Annotated in this window: 13 protein-coding genes; 4 read left to right on the forward strand and 9 right to left on the reverse strand. The window is 68.7% G+C overall.

The window, feature by feature from the left end; all coding sequences use genetic code 11:
• Window positions 1-88: 88 nt before the first annotated feature.
• Together DIE02_RS35475 and DIE02_RS10790 are read right to left on the reverse strand one after the other, a co-directional pair.
• Window positions 89-256: a hypothetical protein gene (locus tag DIE02_RS35475; protein ID WP_185640969.1), complete on the reverse strand. Its 168-nt coding sequence runs from the start codon at window positions 254-256 to the stop codon at window positions 89-91.
• 76 nt (window positions 257-332) lie between these two features.
• Window positions 333-2,243 carry a DUF3857 and transglutaminase domain-containing protein gene (locus DIE02_RS10790; protein ID WP_124487705.1) on the reverse strand — a complete coding sequence of 637 codons (1,911 nt, stop codon included), beginning with the start codon at window positions 2,241-2,243 and terminating at the stop codon, window positions 333-335.
• A 367-nt stretch (window positions 2,244-2,610) separates the two neighbouring features.
• On the opposite strand from DIE02_RS10790, the gene DIE02_RS10795 reads away from it, so the two are divergent.
• Complete coding sequence (locus tag DIE02_RS10795; protein ID WP_124487706.1) at window positions 2,611-3,012, forward strand: hypothetical protein; 402 nt, start codon at window positions 2,611-2,613, stop codon at window positions 3,010-3,012.
• Window positions 3,013-3,147: 135 nt separating this feature from the next.
• Here DIE02_RS10795 and DIE02_RS35960 read toward each other — a convergent pair whose 3' ends face one another.
• The 3 genes from DIE02_RS35960 to DIE02_RS10810 form a co-directional block, all read right to left on the reverse strand.
• Window positions 3,148-3,273, reverse strand: a complete 126-nt coding sequence (locus DIE02_RS35960) for a hypothetical protein (protein WP_260427322.1) — start codon at window positions 3,271-3,273, stop codon at window positions 3,148-3,150.
• 58 nt (window positions 3,274-3,331) lie between these two features.
• Window positions 3,332-4,333 carry an OmpA family protein gene (locus tag DIE02_RS10805; RefSeq protein WP_124487708.1) on the reverse strand — a complete coding sequence of 334 codons (1,002 nt, stop codon included), beginning with the start codon at window positions 4,331-4,333 and terminating at the stop codon, window positions 3,332-3,334.
• A 168-nt stretch (window positions 4,334-4,501) separates the two neighbouring features.
• Window positions 4,502-6,472, reverse strand: a complete 1,971-nt coding sequence (locus DIE02_RS10810) for an APC family permease (RefSeq protein ID WP_124528950.1) — start codon at window positions 6,470-6,472, stop codon at window positions 4,502-4,504.
• Window positions 6,473-6,631: 159 nt separating this feature from the next.
• Here DIE02_RS10810 and DIE02_RS10815 point away from each other — a divergent pair, with 159 nt between their 5' ends.
• Window positions 6,632-6,865 (forward strand): hypothetical protein, encoded by a 234-nt coding sequence (locus tag DIE02_RS10815; RefSeq protein ID WP_124528952.1) that lies wholly within the window; start codon window positions 6,632-6,634, stop codon window positions 6,863-6,865.
• 182 nt (window positions 6,866-7,047) lie between these two features.
• The gene (locus DIE02_RS10820) at window positions 7,048-7,911 is read left to right on the forward strand and encodes a crotonase/enoyl-CoA hydratase family protein (protein ID WP_124528954.1); all 864 of its coding nucleotides are present in this window, start codon (window positions 7,048-7,050) and stop codon (window positions 7,909-7,911) included.
• 51 nt (window positions 7,912-7,962) lie between these two features.
• On the opposite strand, the gene pdeR is transcribed toward DIE02_RS10820, so the two are convergent.
• The 4 genes from pdeR to DIE02_RS10840 form a co-directional block, all read right to left on the reverse strand.
• A complete protein-coding gene (gene pdeR / locus DIE02_RS10825) occupies window positions 7,963-9,966 on the reverse strand; it encodes a cyclic di-GMP phosphodiesterase (protein WP_124528956.1) in 2,004 nt (667 codons plus the stop codon).
• A gap of 673 nt (window positions 9,967-10,639) precedes the next feature.
• Complete coding sequence (locus DIE02_RS10830; RefSeq protein WP_124528958.1) at window positions 10,640-14,278, reverse strand: hydantoinase B/oxoprolinase family protein; 3,639 nt, start codon at window positions 14,276-14,278, stop codon at window positions 10,640-10,642.
• A 130-nt stretch (window positions 14,279-14,408) separates the two neighbouring features.
• A complete protein-coding gene (locus DIE02_RS10835; RefSeq protein WP_044847288.1) occupies window positions 14,409-15,713 on the reverse strand; it encodes an MFS transporter in 1,305 nt (434 codons plus the stop codon).
• A gap of 208 nt (window positions 15,714-15,921) precedes the next feature.
• Window positions 15,922-16,695 (reverse strand): putative hydro-lyase, encoded by a 774-nt coding sequence (locus tag DIE02_RS10840; RefSeq protein ID WP_124487714.1) that lies wholly within the window; start codon window positions 16,693-16,695, stop codon window positions 15,922-15,924.
• Between the two features lie 203 nt (window positions 16,696-16,898).
• Here DIE02_RS10840 and DIE02_RS10845 point away from each other — a divergent pair, with 203 nt between their 5' ends.
• Complete coding sequence (locus DIE02_RS10845; protein WP_044847290.1) at window positions 16,899-17,831, forward strand: LysR family transcriptional regulator; 933 nt, start codon at window positions 16,899-16,901, stop codon at window positions 17,829-17,831.
• Window positions 17,832-17,852: the final 21 nt, after the last annotated feature.

Consider the following 17,852-nt stretch of genomic DNA (forward strand, 5'->3'; position numbering starts at 1 on the left):
AACGCGTCACGCGCAACGCACGGCGCAGCGAACGCCTGCCGGGTCGCCCCGGCATCGCACGATCGGCCGCCGCGCGTGACGATTCCGTTCAGCCGCTGCGCGCGTCGAGCGCGTCAATCAGCGCCGTCGCGCACTTCACGGCCAGCGCCGCACACTGTTGCGCATCCACCGGCGCGCCGTTCGTCACCGCACCCTGCACGATCCGGCCCAGCAATTCCTTCGACAGGTCGGCGATCTCGTGTTCCCGTTCCGTCATGTTCCTCTCCTGCGCGCCGGCCGGCTTCGGCCGCACGCGCGATTGCACCGGGCGCCGCGTGCGCCGCGCCCGACCTTCAACGTTGCCTGGCCCGCACGACGATCTGCGCCTGCGTGTCGCGTTCGATGCGTTCGAGCGACGCGCGCAGCGCGGTGAACTCGTCGGGCGTGCAGACCTGGCGGCCGAATTCGGCCTTCATCCTCCGCGTGACCTGCACGACGTGCGCAGCCGCATCGAATACGTAATGCGACGTGAACTCGACGAAACGGTCGTGCACGGCCGTATCGGCCGGCAGGTCGGTCACCGCGACGTCGGCCGGCAGCGCGACCTGGCCGGTCTCGTCGAACGTGCCGCCGATGCATGCCCACGGCTGCGTGCGCACGGGCTCGGCCAGCCAGCCCTCGACCTGCGTCGCGATGCCGCCCGTGAGACTCGACAGCGCGGGCACGGCGGTCGTGCCGTCCGGCCACACGAAGTGATCGAGCGTGCCGGCATACGTGACGTCGAACGGCCCGTCCGTCGCACGGCGATCGCTCGTCGCGATCTGCGCGCGGCCGCGCAGCCCGCTTTGCCGCAGGCGTTCGTTCGCGAGCTGCCGGATGCGGTCGGGCGCCGCCCGGCGAAACAGCGTGCGTTCGAGTTCCGCGGTCCAGCCGTCGTCCTCGACGCGCGCATGAAACCGCGCGGCGCCCGGTTGGGCGGCATCGATCTCCACGCGCGCGGCGCGGTGCTTCGGCTGCGTGGCCGGCGTGCGCGACAGCACGCCGGTGTCGACGAGCAGCGCCGGCCGGTCCATCACGATCGGCGGCAGGTAGCCGAACGCGATGCCGGCCGTCGTGGTGTCCGCGTAGACGCCGAGATCGGGCAGCCACGTGATCGCGTGATTGATCGCGCCGCCGCCGTAACCGGGCACCGACGGCAGCGTGTACACGGAGCCGAGATTGATCAGCACCGCTTCGCTGCGGATGCCGGCCGCCGCGAGCAACGCGCCGAACAGCGCGACGTGGTCCTTGCAGTCGCCGTAGCGGTTGCGCAGGATGTCGGTCACGCGGTGCGGCGCGGCGGCCGTCTCGCCGAGAAAAAGCGCGACGTAACGCACGTTCGCCTGCACCCAGTCGTACAGGACGCGCGCGCGATCGCGCGGATCGGCGGTGCCGGCGGTGAGCGCGCGCGCCAGTTGCACGACGGCCGGATCGTTTGCGCCCGGGTCGACGGCCGCGTTGCGGTAGCGCGCGGCGAACGCCGCGTAGTCGGGCAGCGTGGACACCACGAGCCGGTCGCCGTAGGTCGGATAGCCGACCGAGCCGTTCTCGATCCGGTCGTACGTGCCGTGCCGGTATTCGAATGCGTAGCGCGTGCGGCCGTCCGCGGTCACCGGCGGCAGCGCGACGTAACCGCGCGCGTCCGCATGCAGCGGCATGTCGGCCGGCACGTCGAAGATCAGCCGCTGGTTCTCCACCGGCTCACGCGACGGTTCGACGTAGTAGCCGAAGTAACCTGCGTTGACCGGCTTCGTGCGCGACTTGCGGAATGCGATGCGCGTGCTCGATCCGGCTTCGACGCCGGGAAACACGACGGTGCGCAGCAGCCCGTCCTGGAACGTCGGCGCGCCGGCCGAGCGCGGCTCCTGCACATCGCGGATGCCTTCCGGACCGACCGGATGCGCGACGCCGTCGCGATCGATCGTCTCGGCCGCGACCAGGTCGACCTTCTCGAGGTTCTTGTCGAACCACACGTAACGCTGCGCGATCGCATCGATCCCGTTCGCATCGTTCGCGCGCAGTGTCGAATCGTCGTCCTCGTCGAGCGAGCCGTCGTGCTGGATCACGAATACATGGACGTCGCTGACGAGCGTGACGGGCGCGGCGTCGCCCGCGTCGGCGAACGCGGGACGCACGAACGCCAGCGCGATCGCGGTCACGGCAACCGCGAGCGCTGCGGCGCGACCCGGCGGCCTGCCGGTCGATCGGAACGGAAAACGCACCACGTCGAAGCTCTCCGCGCGTTCGTGTTCAGGTCGGGACGCAACGGGCACGCATTGGCGCGCGCCGCGCCCCGTCGTTCAACCCAGTGTGGGTGACGTGCCCGCGAGCGTCAAGCCACGGGGCGGCGGCCCCCGCCGCCATGCAGCGGGCGCACGAGGAAGCGCGCATGCGTCACGCCGGCAGACTGTCGCACTTTCGCGCCCTGCTGGCTGCGCGATCGCCATTTATGTCATGTCGCGACATATTATTTGGGCGCGTAACGCGCGCGTGCGAGGTCGCCGAAACGCATGACGATCGGGTGAATTCGACACGCCGACATGGGGATGGAGACATCGTGCCGATCGACACGAATTCGAAACCGGTTATCTCGTGATCGCGTTCGCGCTGCCGGGCGTGATCCCGATCGGTGCGCTGCATCTCGAACGGTGGCATCCTGAACGTGTCGGCGCCGCGATCGGCGCGCGGCTCGGAATCGCGCTGATCGAAGCGATGCCGATGCTGACGCGAACGCGGCCTGGCCCTCGTTCTTGCCCCCCGTTTCTGCTGCGCCGTGTGCGCGTTCGCGGCCCGGGGTCGGAACGACCGGCACCGGCCCTACCTGCCGGAGGCGACATGGAAAACGCTATCGTCGCGATCATCCTGATGCTCGCGGTCCTCGTGTTCGCGGTGCTGTTCTTCGCGGAACGGCGCAGCCGCGACCGCACGCGCGACCGGCTGCTGCACCGCTCGTCGCAGCGCTCGGCACGCTCGCATACGCATCACCATTCGTAAGCGGAAAGCGCGCCGCGCACGTCGAGCCTCTTCAAGCGTACAGCCCCGGAATGGCGGCACATGTTTCTCGAGGACATCAACGGGCGCAGAAGGGCGCTCGCGGTCCGGCTGCTTGCGCGTCGAGCGTCGTTGCGTTCAATGGCAATCGCCGCCGCGCTTGCCGCGCCACGTCCACGCGAGCGTGTATGCGCCGGCCTGTGCATGCTGCCCGCGCAATTGCCCCTTGAGGTCGTAGCGCGTCGGCGTCACATCGCCCGTCACGGTCGCGTTGCCGCGGCCCTGTTCGTTCGCGCAGCGCGTGCGCCCGGTCCGGCGTGCGTTATTGCTGCACGAGTTCGACGCGGCGGTTCTGCGCGCGGCCTGCGTCGTCGCCGTTGGACGCAACCGGCGACAGCGACCCGACACCCTTCGCGACGAGCCGCGCCGGCGCGATCTTGTAGGTCGTCGCCAGTGCCTGCGCGACGGCCTCCGCACGCTTTTGCGACAGGTCGGCGTTGTGCGCGAACTGCCCTTGATTGTCGGTATGGCCGACGATGTACACCTTCAGCGTTTGGTTCGCCGTCAGCAGCTTCGCCATCTCGTCGAGCTGCGGCTTCGACTCGGGCTTCACCTGCGCCTTGTCGGTGTCGAAGTAGATGCCGTACAGCGCGATCTTGCCCGTCGCGGCGAGGCCCTTCTGCAGCGCACCGGAATCGAGCACCTTGACTTGCCCGGTCTGCATCGGCTTCACTTCGACGACTTCCTCGTAGACGAGCGTGCGCTTGTTCGATGCCGAATTGTCCATGATGTGCAGGAACACATACGCATCGCCGGACGCTCGCGGCAGCTTCGCGAGGATCGTGCGGTGCTTGTCGCCGAAGTTCGCGTCGCCGCCGCCCGCCTGCCGCAGCCGGCCGGAATTGATCACGACGCTCTGGAAGTCGTTGCCGCCGCTCTTTCCGCACTGCTCCGCCGTGCAGCGGAACAGAATCTGGAAGCCGCCCTTCTGCAGCGCGTCGAGATAGTTGCGCTCGACTTCCAGCGTCGACCGGCCGCCGTCGATCGCGTACGAGATCCGCGTGATCTTGCCTTCGAGATTCAGGCCCTTGGCGGTCCTCTCGTCGTCGATCGGCTGGTTCGGCAGGAACGCCTCGTCGAACGGCGTCTGCGAATATGCGGTGATGGTCGCGCCGGCGAAACGCGTGAGCAACGGATGATCTTTCGCACCCGGCTTGTCGCCGCCAGCGCTCGCCAGCGACGAAAGCGACAGCAGCGCGGCGGCGAACAGTGCGTTGCGGCCACGGCGCGCGACATGGAATACGGACGATGCTGCGTTCTTCATTGAGCCCCTCGGAAAGGATTTGTCGTTCTGTTGATGGCGTCGAAGCGCGCGCATCTTATCAAATCTTTCCGGGAAAACGGGCAATAGCTTTCGGATACTGAACGTTCTGACGCGCCACGTCATGTTGAATCGTTTCCAGGCGTGCGCGGGCGTCTCCCGCGTGCATCGCTACCCGACGTTCATCGGCAACAACACCATCTGCCGCCCCTCGACGTGCAGCCGCGCCTGCAGCTCGACGGGCGTCTGGTTGTGCAGCCACGCGGTCAGGAAATTCACGCGCCTGAAGATCAGCTTGCTCGCGAAGCACACCGCGTTCGGATAGGCATCGAGCGTCGACGACGCGAGGTTCATGAATTCGACGACCGGGTTCGTGCCGAACGCGATCCGGTAGTCGGCCGCGATGCCGTTGCGGCGGCAGTGCGCGACGTAATAGTCGAGCGCTTCGGTGATCGTGTGACGCAGCCGCTCGAGATGCTCGTGCCCGTCGTACGCCTTCGCATCGACCTCGCCCACCGCGAGAAAGATCACGTTGCGAAAGTGCCCGGGAAACAGCCGGTTCACCCACAGCAGCGCGTGCATGCTCGCGCCGCGATGCTTGCCGACCAGCAGCACCGCGGTCGGCTGCGACGGGTCGGGCTTGCCCGGCGCCATCGCCTCGTCGACTGCAGGCGGCGGCCCCGAGAACAGCGCGTCTTCCTTCGCGAGCTGCGCGCGCGTGTACGCGTAGTGGCGGTTGATCATGACGCACAGCGCGATCACCGCGCTCGTCACGAGCACCGTGAGCCAGCCGCCGGCCGTGAACTTCTCGATCAGCGTGATGACGAGCACCGTCGACGTCACGCTGAACCCGAGCGCCGACAGGAAGAAGTGCTTGAACCAGCCGCGCTCGCTGCGATGGCGCCACCAGTACGTGCACAGCCCCAGCAGCGACATGCTGAACGTGAGGAACACGTTGATGCTGTACAGCACGACGAGCACGTCGACGCTGCCGTGCGTCCACAGCAGGATCAGCAGGCCCGACAGGCCGACGACGATGATGCCGTTCTGCCGCACGAGGCGCGTCGACAGGTCGCGGAAATGGCGCGGCACCCACGAGTCCGACGCCATGTTCGACAGCACCGCCGGCCCGTCGAGAAAACCCGTCTGCGCGCCGACCAGCAGCAGCCCTGCCTCGAACGCGAGCACCGCCGCGAGCAGCGCGTGGCGCGCGAACGCGGAGCCGAGCCCGAGATGATCGATCACGCTGCCGAACACGACCGCGTTGAGCGTCTCGCCTTCGACGGGCCGTGCGTGCCACAGCATGTACAGCAGGATGATGCCGCCGGCCGTGAACGCGAGCGACGTCGACATGTACCACATCGTCGCCTTGCCGTTCGGCACGCGCGGATCCGCGAGCATGTTCACGTTGTTCGACACGGCCTCGAGGCCCGTATAGGTGCCGCCGCCGAGCGAGAACGCGCGCATCAGCAATGCGAGCATCACGAACACGCCGAGCGATTGCGACATCCCGTGCGCCTCGTGCACCGCGTCGGGCACGATCGTCGCCAGCGCGCTGCCGTGCACCGCGACGCCGTACACGATCAGCCCGAAATGCAGCACGACGAAGCCGATGAAGATCGGCAGCAGCACCATGATCGATTCGCGCATCCCGCGGAAGTTGAGCCCGGTCATCAGCAGGATCAGCACGATCTCGGTCGTGAGCTTGAACGCCTGCGCACTGACCGGCAGCAGGCTGAAGAACGCGTCGACACCGCTCGCGAGCGACGTCGCGACGGTCAGCACGTAGTCGACCAGCAGCGCCGCGCCCGACACGAGCCCCGGCTTCGACCCGAGCAGCGAGGTCGCGACGCGATAGCCGCCGCCGCCAGTCGGGAACAGCTCGATCACCTGGTTGTAGCCGAGCGCGATGATGAACACGGTCGCCGCGGTGGCGCAGGCGAGGAACAGCGCAAGCGGCGTGTGGTGCGCGAGCGCGAGGAACGCTTCCTCCGGGCCGTAGCACGACGACGACAGGCCGTCCGCGCCGAGTCCGACCCAGGCCAGCAACGGCGTCACCGCGATCGCATGGCGCGTGCGCGGATCGAGCGGGTCCAGCGGCTTCCCGACGAGCAGCTGCCACATCTTCTGGAATGCGGTCACGGTCCCCTCCCGGGACGCCGGGCGCGGCGGCGTCATCTTCTAAAGCTAGCCGACGCCCGGCCGCTGCACCAGTCCGCACAATCCATGAGACGCGGTCGGCGGCACGGCGTCGCTTTCACCGCGTAAGCGGCCGGCACGCCGCGCGTCGGCCGAAGCGGCGTGCCCGTACCGCCCGCCGCCCGCCGGCCGATCGCGCGGATCGCGCGGATCGCGCGGATCGCGCGGATCGCGCACGGCATCGTCATCGCGGCCGCCCTCACCGCCCTCACCGCCTTCGCTGCCTTCGCTGCCTTCACCGCCCCTGACGACCACCGGCCCGATCCCGCCCACCTCTCATCACGGTTCTCCCGCCGGGCGATCACATCGACCACATCGTTCGCATCACCCGCATGACCCGCACGGTTCGCGCCGGACGCGATACCCGCCCGCGCCCCCGTCATGCGTTGTTCCCCGCAATTCGACATTTGTGCGCGCGCAACAATGGCGGTGCCTCGCGGCCGGCGCCGTGCGGGGGCAGGTTTCCACGTCGCCGGCCGCGTCGGTCTCTGAAAAACCACATCTCTCGAGGACATACCATGCAACTCCAATCCCATCCGGCGTGCCGTCCGTTTTACGAAGCAGGCGAACTCACGCAACTGACCGCGTTCTACGAAGAAGGCCGCAACGTCATGTGGATGATGCTGCGATCGGAGCCGCGGCCGTGCTTCAACCAGCAACTCGTCACCGACATCATCCATCTCGCGCGCGTCGCACGCGACTCGGGCCTGCCGTTCGACTTCTGGGTGACGGGCTCGCTCGTCCCCGAGCTGTTCAACGTCGGCGGCGACCTGAGCTTCTTCGTCGACGCGATCCGCAGCGGCCGCCGCGACCAGCTGATGGCCTACGCGCGCTCGTGCATCGACGGCGTATACAAGATCTACACGGGCTTCGGCACCGGGGCGATCTCGATCGCGATGGTCGAGGGCAGCGCGCTGGGCGGCGGCTTCGAGGCCGCCCTCGCGCACCACTACATGCTCGCGCAGAAGGGCGTGAAGCTCGGCTTCCCCGAGATCGCGTTCAACCTGTTCCCGGGCATGGGCGGCTATTCGCTGGTCGCGCGCAAGGCGGACCGCGGGCTCGCGGAAGCGCTGATCTCGTCCGGCGAGGCGCATGCTGCCGAGTGGTACGAGGATCGCGGGCTGATCGACCAGACGTTCGACGCGGGCGACGCATATCTCGCGACACGCACCTTCATCGACGTGATGAAGCCGAAGCTGAACGGCATCCGCGCGATGCTGCGCGCCCGCGAACGCGTGTTCCATCTCACGCGTTCCGAGCTGATGGACATCACCGAGGAATGGGTGCACGCAGCGTTCACGATCGAGCCGAAGGATCTCGCGTACATGGAACGCCTGGTGATGCTGCAGAACCGGCGCGTGTCGAAGCTGCGCACGGTGTGACGTGAGCGGCGCGCCGCCGCGCAAGCAGCGGCGCCCGTCATGCGGGGAGGCTCAGGCGATCAGCCTGAGCTTTCTGGTTTCCGCGAGCCAGGCCTCGAAGGCCTGGGCCGGCATCGGCCGCGCGAAGTAGAAACCCTGCGCGTGGTCGACGTTGATCTGCTTCAGGAATTCGGCTTCCGCGTGCGTCTCGACGCCCTCGGCGACCACCGAGAAACCCAGCGCCCGCGCGAGCGACACGACCGAGCGCACCAGCGCCTGCGAGCGCGGGTTGCGGTCGATGCCCGTGATGAAGCTGCGATCGAGCTTGATCGAATCGAGCGGCAGCCGCGACAGTTGCGACAGCGACGAATAGCCGGTGCCGAAATCGTCGAGGTGAACCTCCGCGCCGAGCTGGCGGAACTGCTTCATCAGCTCGTGCGCCGCTTCTTCGTCCTCGATGAAGCTGCTTTCGGTGAGCTCGATGTCGACGAGGCTCGGCTTCAACCCGGCGCTGTCGAGGATCGACGCGAACTGATCGACGATGTTCATGTCCTGCAACTGCCGCGCGGACACGTTCACCGCGATCCGCACGTCGAGCCCCTTCGCCTTCCACGCGGCGGCCTGCGCGGCCGCGGTGCGCATCACCCAGCGCCCGAGCGGCGCGATCAGCCCCGATTCCTCGGCGAAGCGGATGAACTCGATCGGCGCGACGAGCCCGCGATCCGGCGACTGCCAGCGGATCAGCGCCTCGACGGCGTGCACGTCGCCGGTCGCGATGTCGACGACCGGCTGGTAGTGCAGCACGAACTGCTCTTCCTCGAGCGCCTTGCGCAGGTTCGTGTCGAGCCACATGTACTTCGCGACCTTCTGGTTCATCTCCAGCGAGAACACGCGGTACGTATGCTTGCCCTCTTCCTTCGCGACGTACATCGCGGTGTCGGCGCTGCGGATCAGCGTTTCGAGCGAATCGCCGTGCTGCGGATACATCGCGATGCCGATCGAGCAGCTCGTGTAGACCTCCACCAGCCCGAGGTGGATCGGCGTACGCAGCCGCTCGAGGATGATCTGCGCGGTCGCCTCGAGCAGCGGCCGCGTGCCGTGCTCGAACAGCACCAGGAATTCGTCGCCGCCGAGCCGCGCGAGCGTCGCGCCGGACGGCAGGCAGCCGCCGATGACCGCGGACACGTCCTGCAGCAGGCGGTCGCCGGTGATGTGCCCGTAGTGGTCGTTGACGCGCTTGAAGTTGTCGAGATCGAGGAACAGGATGCCGACCTGGCCGCGCACGTCGGTGCGGTCCGCGGCCAGCGCGACGCGGATGCGCTCGCTGATTGCATGACGGTTCGGCAAGCCGGTCAGCACGTCGGAATTCGCGAGTTCGCTGAGCCGCTGCTGCGCGTTGCGCTCCTCGGTGACGTCGACGCCCGAGCAGATCAGGAACTGCTCGTCGGCGCCGCTGCCGCTCTGCACGAACTTGTTGCGGAACTGGAACAGGCGCGGGCCGTTGACCGTGTTGATGTAGCGCTCGACCTCGAACGCCCGGTTGCTCGCGAAAAAGCCGGTGATGTTGCTGCGCGACTGCGCACCCTGGTCGGGGCTCATGAACAGCTCGAACGCGCTGCGGCCGATCACGTCGACCTCGCGCTTGCCGGTCACTTCCTCGCACAGGCGGTTGAAGCGCTGCACCATGCCGTTGCGGTCGAGGATCACGACGAGCGAATTCACCTCGGACACGACCTGCTCGGCGAACGCGAGCCCGTGCGCGAGGTCGCCCGCGACGGACGCGGTATCGGAATAGGCGGAGGCCGTGCCGGCCCAATTGGCGGTGTCGACCTTCCTGCCGACCAGATGGAGGCTGACCGGATCGCCGAACAGCGCGAGTTCGAGCACGAGGTGCGACGTGACGCCGGTGAGCGCGCGGATTCGCGCGGCCTGCTCGCCGGTCAGCGCCACCGCGACATTGGTCAGGCCGCGAACGGCGGCCAGCTCGAGTGCATTGCTGTCGCTGCCGAGCCGCCAGCACGGGCTATGCGTACCGAGATGCGCTTCGAGCACGGCGCGATCGTTTTCGTCATCCATGGACACGCCCCGATCCAGAAAAAACGCACAGTGTAGACGGAGGCGAGCCGGCCGCCCCCGATCCCCGGGCGCGCAGTGCGCGTACCTGGTGGGGCAGTCGTGATGACCGTGCCAGTGGCCCTCGTTCCGTACTTGTTTCCAACCAATGCGAACCGGCGTTCGCGCATCTCGCGCGCAGGTTTTCCAAACGAATGATGGAACCCATCTTATCAAATGACGAAGAAGATTGGCACTCACATTTGGAACGGGGTGTCAAGGAATCGGAACTCGGTTGGCATGACGGATTTTTCGTGATCGGCGGGAGGCACGAAGCCGGTCGCGAACGCGTCGAACCCGGCCGGTGGAATCGCCGGAGCGCCCCGCCGGACGGCGGTTTGCGGGAAATCGAGGCATCCCGGCAGCGATGTGTCGGCACGGCGCTGCGGCGGGGTCGGATCGCGTTGCGCCGCGCGCGGAATCGGGGATTCGCGTTGCCCGTTCGTGCGTGAATGCGCGCCCTTATTCCCAGCGCCGTTGCAACATCGCGTCGATCGGCGCGAGCGAATAGATCGCCGGACCGCGCGGCCGATGCAGCGGCATGAATGGAACCGGTGCGATCGCCGCCCGGAACGCGCGAAAGCGGTACGGCGGGCGCCCCGCCGCACCGCTTTCCGCGTGCGTCACACCCCGTCGCTCAGCCCGCCGCGCCGTACCCCCCGCCGCCCGGCGTTTCGACGACGAACACGTCGCCCGGCGCCATCTGCGCGCGGCCGATATGCTCGAGCGTCTCGACCGTGCCGTCCGCCCGCTCGATCGTGTTGCGACCGAGCGCGCCGGCCTCGCCGCCCGCCGCGCCGAAGGGCGCGTGGATCCGGTTGTTCGACAGGATCGACGCGGTCATCGGCTCGAGGAAGCGGATCCGCCGCACCGCGCCGTCGCCGCCGCGCCAGCGCCCGGCGCCGCCGGAACCCGCGCGCAGTCGATGCGAGTCGAGCCGCACCGGATAGCGCCATTCGAGCACCTCCGGGTCGGTCAGCCGCGAGTTCGTCATGTGCGTCTGCACCGCGCCGACGCCCGCGAAGCCGTCGCCCGCGCCGCTGCCGCCGGCGATGGTCTCGTAGTACTGGTAGCGATCATTGCCGAACGTGAAGTTGTTCATCGTCCCCTGGCTCGATGCGACGCAGCCGAGCGCGCCGTACAGCGCGTTGGTGATCGCCGACGACGTCTCGACGTTGCCCGATACCACGGCCGCCGGATACTCGGGGTTCAGCATCGAGCGCGCCGGCACGATCACCGTCAGCGGCTTCAGGCAGCCGGCGTTCAGCGGGATGTCGTCGCCGACCAGCGTGCGGAACACGTACAGCACCGCGGCCATGCAGACGGCCTTCGGCGCGTTGAAGTTGTTGTCGAGCTGCGCGGACGTGCCGGTGAAGTCGATCTCCGCGCGCCGCGCCGCGCGGTCCACGCGGATCGCGACGCGAATCTCGGCGCCGTTGTCGAGCGGATAACGATACGCGCCGTCCTGCAGCGCGCCGATCACGCGCCGCACCGCTTCTTCCGCGTTGTCCTGCACGTGCCCCATGAACGCGAGCACGACGTCGCGGCCGAACTGCCCGACCATCCGCCGCAGCTCATCGACGCCCTTCTGGTTCGCCGCGACCTGCGCGCGCAGGTCCGCCATGTTCTGCTCGACGTTGCGCGCCGGATAGCGGCCCGACGCGAGCAGCGCGCGCGTGTCGGCATCGCGCAGCACGCCCGCCGACACGAGCTGCCAGTTGTCGATCAGCACGCCTTCTTCGTCGATGTGCGTCGAATCGGGCGGCATCGAGCCCGGCGTCGTGCCGCCGATGTCCGCATGGTGGCCGCGCGAGCCGACGTAGAACAGCGGCGTGTCCGAGCCGTCCGCGAACACCGGCGTGATGACGGTGACGTCCGGCAGGTGCGTGCCGCCGTGATACGGGTCGTTCAGCATGAACACGTCGCCGTCGCGCATGCGGCCGCGGTTGCGCTCGATCACCGTGCGGATGCTCTCGCCCATCGAGCCGAGATGCACCGGCATGTGCGGCGCGTTCGCGATCAGGTTGCCGTCGCCGTCGAAGATCGCGCACGAGAAGTCGAGCCGCTCCTTGATGTTCACCGAATACGCGGTGTTCTGCAGCCGCAGCCCCATCTGCTCGGCGATCGACATGAACAGGTTGTTGAAGATCTCGAGCCGCACCGGATCGGCATCGGTGCCGAGCGAGCGGCGCGTCGGCAGCGGCGTCGTGCGCGTCAGCACGAGGTTGCCTTGCGCGGTCATCTGCGCGCGCCAGCCGGGTTCGACGACGGTCGTGCCGTTCTTCTCCGCGACGATCGCCGGGCCGTCGATCGCGTCGCCGGCCAGCAGCGCGTCGCGCACGTACAGCGCCGCATCGTGCCATTGGCCGCCGGAATGGAAACGCACGGCGCTGTGCGCGCGTGGCGCCGCGCCCGTGTCGCGCGGCACGAGCGGCGCGATCTCGACCGGCGCATCCGAGCGGCCGATCGCCTCGACCGATGCCAGCTCGGCGACCAGCGGCGTGCCGGGCATCAGGAACGCATAGCGCTGCCGGTACGCGGCCTCGAACGCCTGCTGCATCGCGGCGACGCTGCCGGCCGGCACGTCGAGCGCGGAATCGGTGCCCTGGTAGCGCAGGTGCACGCGCCGCTCGGTCGCGATGCGCTCCGGCGCCACGCCCTGTTCGAGCAGCGCGCCGACCGCGTCGTCGGCCAGCCGGTCGAGCGCCGCGTTCAGCGCCGGCAACGATTCATCGGACAACACGGCTTCCACCGCGCGCTCGCGCATCGCGGTCTGGTCGGCGAGCCCCATCCCGTAAGCGGACAGCACGCCCGCGAGCGGATGCGCGAACACCTGCGTCATCCCGAGCGCGTCGGCCACGCCGCAGGCGTGCTGGCCGCCCGCGCCGCCGAACGTCGTCAGCACGTAGCGCGACACGTCGTGGCCGCGCTGCACCGAGATCTTCTTGATCGCGTTCGCCATGCTGCCGATCGCGATTTCCAGGAACCCTTCGGCCAGCGCCTCGGGCGTGTCGCGCCGCCCGGTCGCCGCGTGAATCTCGTCGGCGAGCGCCGCGAATTTCGCGGCCACGCCGTCGCGGTCGAGCGGCTGATCCGCATGCGGGCCGAACACGCGCGGGAAGTGATCGGGCTGGATCTTGCCGAGCATCACGTTGCAGTCGGTCACCGTCAGCGGGCCGCCGCGCCGGTAGGCGGCCGGCCCCGGGTTCGCGCCGGCCGATTCGGGCCCGACGCGCAGCCGCGCGCCGTCGAAGCCGAGCACCGAACCGCCGCCGGCCGCGACCGTGTGGATGCTCATCATCGGCGCGCGCATCCGCACGCCGGCCACCTGCGTCTCGAACACGCGCTCGAATTCGCCGTTGTAGTGCGACACGTCGGTCGACGTGCCGCCCATGTCGAAGCCGATCACGCGCTCGAAGCCGGCCGCGCGCGCGGCGCGCACCATCCCGACGATGCCGCCGGCCGGGCCGGACAGGATCGCGTCCTTGCCCTGGAACGCGTCGGCGCGTGTCAGGCCGCCGCTGCTCTGCATGAACTGCAGGTTCACGCCGGGCATCTCGTGCGCGACCTGCTCGACGTAGCGGCGCAGGATCGGCGACAGGTAGGCGTCGACCACGGTCGTATCGCCGCGCGACACCATCTTCATCAGCGGCGACACCTCGTGCGACACCGACACCTGCGTGAAGCCGATCCGGCGCGCGAGATCCGCCAGCGCGCGCTCGTGCGCGGTGTAGCGATAGCCGTGGATCAGCACGATGGCCAGCGCCTGCACGCCCGATTCGAACACGCGGCGCAACGCCGCTTCCGCGCGTTGCACGTCGAGCGGCACGACGACGTCGCCGTGCGCGCCGATCCGCTCGTCGACCTCGACGACCGTCTCGTACAGCGCATCGGGCAGCACGATGTCGAGATCGAACAGGCGCGGCCGGTTCTGGTACGCGATGCGCAGCACGTCGCGAAAGCCGCGCGTCGTCGCGAGCGCGGTGCGTTCGCCCTTGCGTTCGAGCAGCGCGTTGGTCGCGACCGTCGTGCCCATCTTCACCATGTCGACGCGCTCGGGCGTGATCGGCTCGCCGTCGGCGAGGCCGAGCAGGTGGCGGATGCCGGCCACGGCCGCATCGCGATACTGCTCGGGATTCTCCGACAGCAGCTTGTGCGTGACGAGCGAGCCGTCGGGCCGGCGCGCGACGATGTCGGTGAAGGTGCCGCCGCGGTCGATCCAGAATTGCCAGCGCGCGGCGTCGGAGGAAGCGGGGAAAGTGTGTCGGTCAGTCATGGCGATGAACTCGATGCGTCGTTGAACGAAGGACGAGCGCCGCCGCACGGCGCGCGTCGCGCGCCGCGTGAGCGCTTCGATGAAAAGGGAGCAGTCGAAAGGCGGCGGGCGGGCGCCCGCCCATGCGGCGTTATGCGGCGTCGAGTTCGCGGCCGCGCGTCTCGGGCAGCGTCAGCGCGGCGACGATCAACACGCCGTAGGCGGCGACCGCGAAGATCCCGATGCTCGCGCCGAGCCCGTAGTGCTTCGACAGCGCGCCGATCAGGAACGGGAACAGGGCGCCGATCGCGCGGCCCACGTTGTAGCAGAAGCCCTGGCCCGAGCCGCGCACCCGCGTCGGGAACAGCTCGGTGAGGAACGCCCCCATCCCGGAGAAGATGCCCGATGCGAAGAAGCCGAGCGGGAAGCCGAGCCACAGCATCGACGCGTTCGTGAGGTGCAGCACCGGCGACGTGTAGGCGAACGCGATCACCATCGAGCCGAGCGCGAACAGGATGAAGTTCGGCTTGCGGCCGAGCCGGTCGGTCAGGTACGCGCTCGTCAGGTAGCCGACCCACGAGCCGAAGATGATCATCGCGAGATAGCCGCCGGTGCCCATCACGGTCAGGTGCCGCTCGGTCTTCAGGAAGGTCGGCAGCCAGGTCGTGATCGCGTAGTAGCCGCCCTGCGCGCCGGTGGTCAGCAGCGCCGCGCGCAGCGTCGTCGACAGCAGTTTCGGCGCGAAGATTTCGGTGAGGCGCGGCGCGTCGGCCACCTTCGCCTGCGTGGCCTTCTCCTTCTCGTAGACGTCCGGCTCCTTCACGTAGCGGCGGATCACGACCACCAGCAGCGCCGGCGCGAGGCCGACGAGGAACAGCGCGCGCCAGGCCTGTTCGGCCGGCAGCACCGAGAACAGCAGCGCATACAGCAGCGCCGACAGCCCCCAGCCGATCGCCCAGCCCGACTGCACGAGGCCGACCGCCTTGCCGCGATCGCGGGCGCGGATCACTTCGCCGATCAGCACCGCGCCGGCCGTCCATTCGCCGCCGAAGCCGAAGCCCATCAGCGCGCGCGCCGCGAGCAGCTGGTGATAGTTCTGCGCGAGCCCGCACAGCGCGGTGAACACGGCGAACCACAGCACCGTCAGCTGCAGCGTGCGCACGCGGCCGATCCGGTCGGACAGGATGCCCGCGATCCAGCCGCCGAGCGCCGACGCGAGCAGCGTCATCGTGCCGATGAAGCCGGCGTCCGCGAGCGAGATGCCCCAGGTCGCGACGAGCGTCGGGATCACGAACGACAGCATCTGCGTATCCATCCCGTCGAGCATGTAGCCGACCTTGCAGCTCCAGAACGCGCGGCGTTCGCGCGGCTGCGCGTCCGCATACCATCCGAACAGGCCGTTGCGTGCGGGGCCCGCGGGGTCGGCGGCGGGCGCCGCGAGGGTCTTGCTTTCCATGGTGAAGCTCCTGTCGAAATATGCGGTCGAAACCTTGCGTGTGGTGCGTGTGGTGCGTGTGGTGCGTGTGGTGCGTGTCGTGCGTGCATCGCACTCGTCGGGCCACGGGTGCGCGCCGCCCTCCGGGCGGGCGGATCGTCTGTGGTCGCGGCATGCCGCCGCGTCGGGGCCGGACCGGCGCCCGTGCGGGCCGCCGGCGTCGGTCGGGTCAGAACACGGCCAGCGACGCGTTCGTGATGTCGGTCATCAGCATGTAGCCGGGCGTATGCGCGATCGCGAGCGGCAGCTTCGCGTCCATCAGCGCGGTTTGCGGCGTCACGCCGCACGCCCAGAACACCGGCAGTTCGCCGTCGCGCACCGTCACCGCGTCGCCGAAATCGGGCGCGCCGAGATCGGCGATGCCCAGTTCCTGCGGATGGCCGATATGGACCGGCGCGCCGTGCACGCCCGGGAACCGGCTCGTGATCTGCACCGCGCGGATCGCGTCGGCGCCGCGCAGCGGCCGCATCGACACGACCAGCTGGCCGCCGAAGATTCCCGCGCGCCGGTTCGGAATCGTCGTACGGTACATCGGCACGTTGCGACCCTCCTCGATGTGGCGCAGCCCGATCCCTTCGCGCGCCAGCATGTCCTCGAACGAGAACGAGCAGCCGATCGCGAACACGACGAAATCGTCGCGCCACAGCGCTTCGAGCGATTCGACCCGCTCCGTCAGGCGCCCGTCGCGGTAGACGTTGTAGCTCGGCACGTCGGTGCGGATGTCGAGATCCTCGCCGAGCACGTCGAGCCGGAACGCGCCGGGTTCGCCCACGCCCAGCAGCGGGCACGCTTTCGGGTTCGCCTGGCAGAAGCGCAGGAAATCGTGCGCGTACGCGTTCGGCAGGATCGCGAGATTGGCTTGCGCGAACGGGCCGCACTGGCCGGCCGTCGGGCTGCGGAACGTGCCGTTGCGCACGGACTGGCGGAATTCGGTAGGCGTCATGATGGTCGCGGGCAGATCGATATGTCGTCGGAATGACGGTTGCGTCAGCGGATACGGCGAAGAATAGAAAAGAAAAAAATTTGTCGCCAACGAGTTTTTTTGCGTCGCGTGTATAGAATTTCTTTACACGAAGCCGGGTTTTCCCCAGTCCCGTTCATTTTTTCAGCGGGGCAAGCTGCGCGCCCAACGCCTTGCCGACCGCCATGAACACGCGTTTCCTCGAAACCTTCGTCACGCTCGCGAAGCTGCGCAACTTCCGCACGACGGCCGCCGCGCTGCATGCGACGCCGGCCGCGATCTCGCAGCGCCTGAAGGCGCTCGAGGACGAATTGCAGACCGTGCTCGTCGATCGCGACAGCCGCGAATTCCGGCTCACGCCGAACGGCGAGTACCTGCTCGGCTATGCGAAGGCCGTCGTCGAGGCGACGCACGAGCTGCAGGCCGCCGCGGCCGGCGAAAGCGCGCTGCGCGGCAAGTTGCGGCTCGGCGTGATCGAGACGGTCGTGCACAGCTGGCTGCCGCATTACCTGCGCCGCCTCGCCGCCGACTATCCGCAACTGGAGATCGACCTGACCGTCGACGTCAGCGTCGTGCTGCAGCGCCGGCTGATGGCCGGCGAACTGGACCTGATCATTCGCGTGGAGGGAAGCGACGAGGCGTCGGTCGTCTGTGACGCGCTCGCGAACTATCCGGTGCGCTGGATCGCGCGCGCGGGGCTGCTGCCGACTGCGCGCACCGGCCTCGCGCGGCAGGTGCTGCGCCAGCCGATCCTGACCTACGGGCGCGGTACCGCGCCGCACCGCGCGCTCGAGGACATCGTGCGCACGCTCGCGCACGCGCATGGCGTGCCGCTGTCGGAGACGCGCATCACCGGCTCGCCGTCGATCTCGGTGATCGTGCAGCTCGTGCGCGACGGCTTCGGCGTCGCCGCGATTCCGGTGCTGTTCGTGGATGCGCTGATCGCGAGCGGCGAGGTCGTCGAGCTGCCGCTGCAGCCCTCGCCGCCGTCGATCGTCGTGTCGATGTCACGGCGGGCGGACGCGCCGAAGTTCGTGCATGGCGCGTCGATCGCGGCACGCGCCGCGTGTCACGAGTATTGCGAGAAGAGCAACCGGCTGCTGGTCGAGGCGCTTTGATGTCGTGTGGCGATGCCGGGC

Origin of the sequence: Burkholderia sp. Bp8991 (assembly GCF_003853795.1) — a bacterium.
In the GTDB taxonomy this organism is placed as follows: domain Bacteria; phylum Pseudomonadota; class Gammaproteobacteria; order Burkholderiales; family Burkholderiaceae; genus Burkholderia.

Coding starts and splice junctions, on each gene's coding strand:
- DIE02_RS10805 (WP_124487708.1), bottom strand. CDS start 4,333: ATGAAGAACGCAGCATCGTCCGTATTCCATGTCGCGCGCCGTGGCCGC.
- DIE02_RS10840 (WP_124487714.1), bottom strand. CDS start 16,695: ATGACGCCTACCGAATTCCGCCAGTCCGTGCGCAACGGCACGTTCCGC.
- DIE02_RS10835 (WP_044847288.1), bottom strand. CDS start 15,713: ATGGAAAGCAAGACCCTCGCGGCGCCCGCCGCCGACCCCGCGGGCCCC.
- DIE02_RS10820 (WP_124528954.1), top strand. CDS start 7,048: ATGCAACTCCAATCCCATCCGGCGTGCCGTCCGTTTTACGAAGCAGGC.
- pdeR (WP_124528956.1), bottom strand. CDS start 9,966: ATGGATGACGAAAACGATCGCGCCGTGCTCGAAGCGCATCTCGGTACG.
- DIE02_RS10845 (WP_044847290.1), top strand. CDS start 16,899: ATGAACACGCGTTTCCTCGAAACCTTCGTCACGCTCGCGAAGCTGCGC.
- DIE02_RS10830 (WP_124528958.1), bottom strand. CDS start 14,278: ATGACTGACCGACACACTTTCCCCGCTTCCTCCGACGCCGCGCGCTGG.
- DIE02_RS35475 (WP_185640969.1), bottom strand. CDS start 256: ATGACGGAACGGGAACACGAGATCGCCGACCTGTCGAAGGAATTGCTG.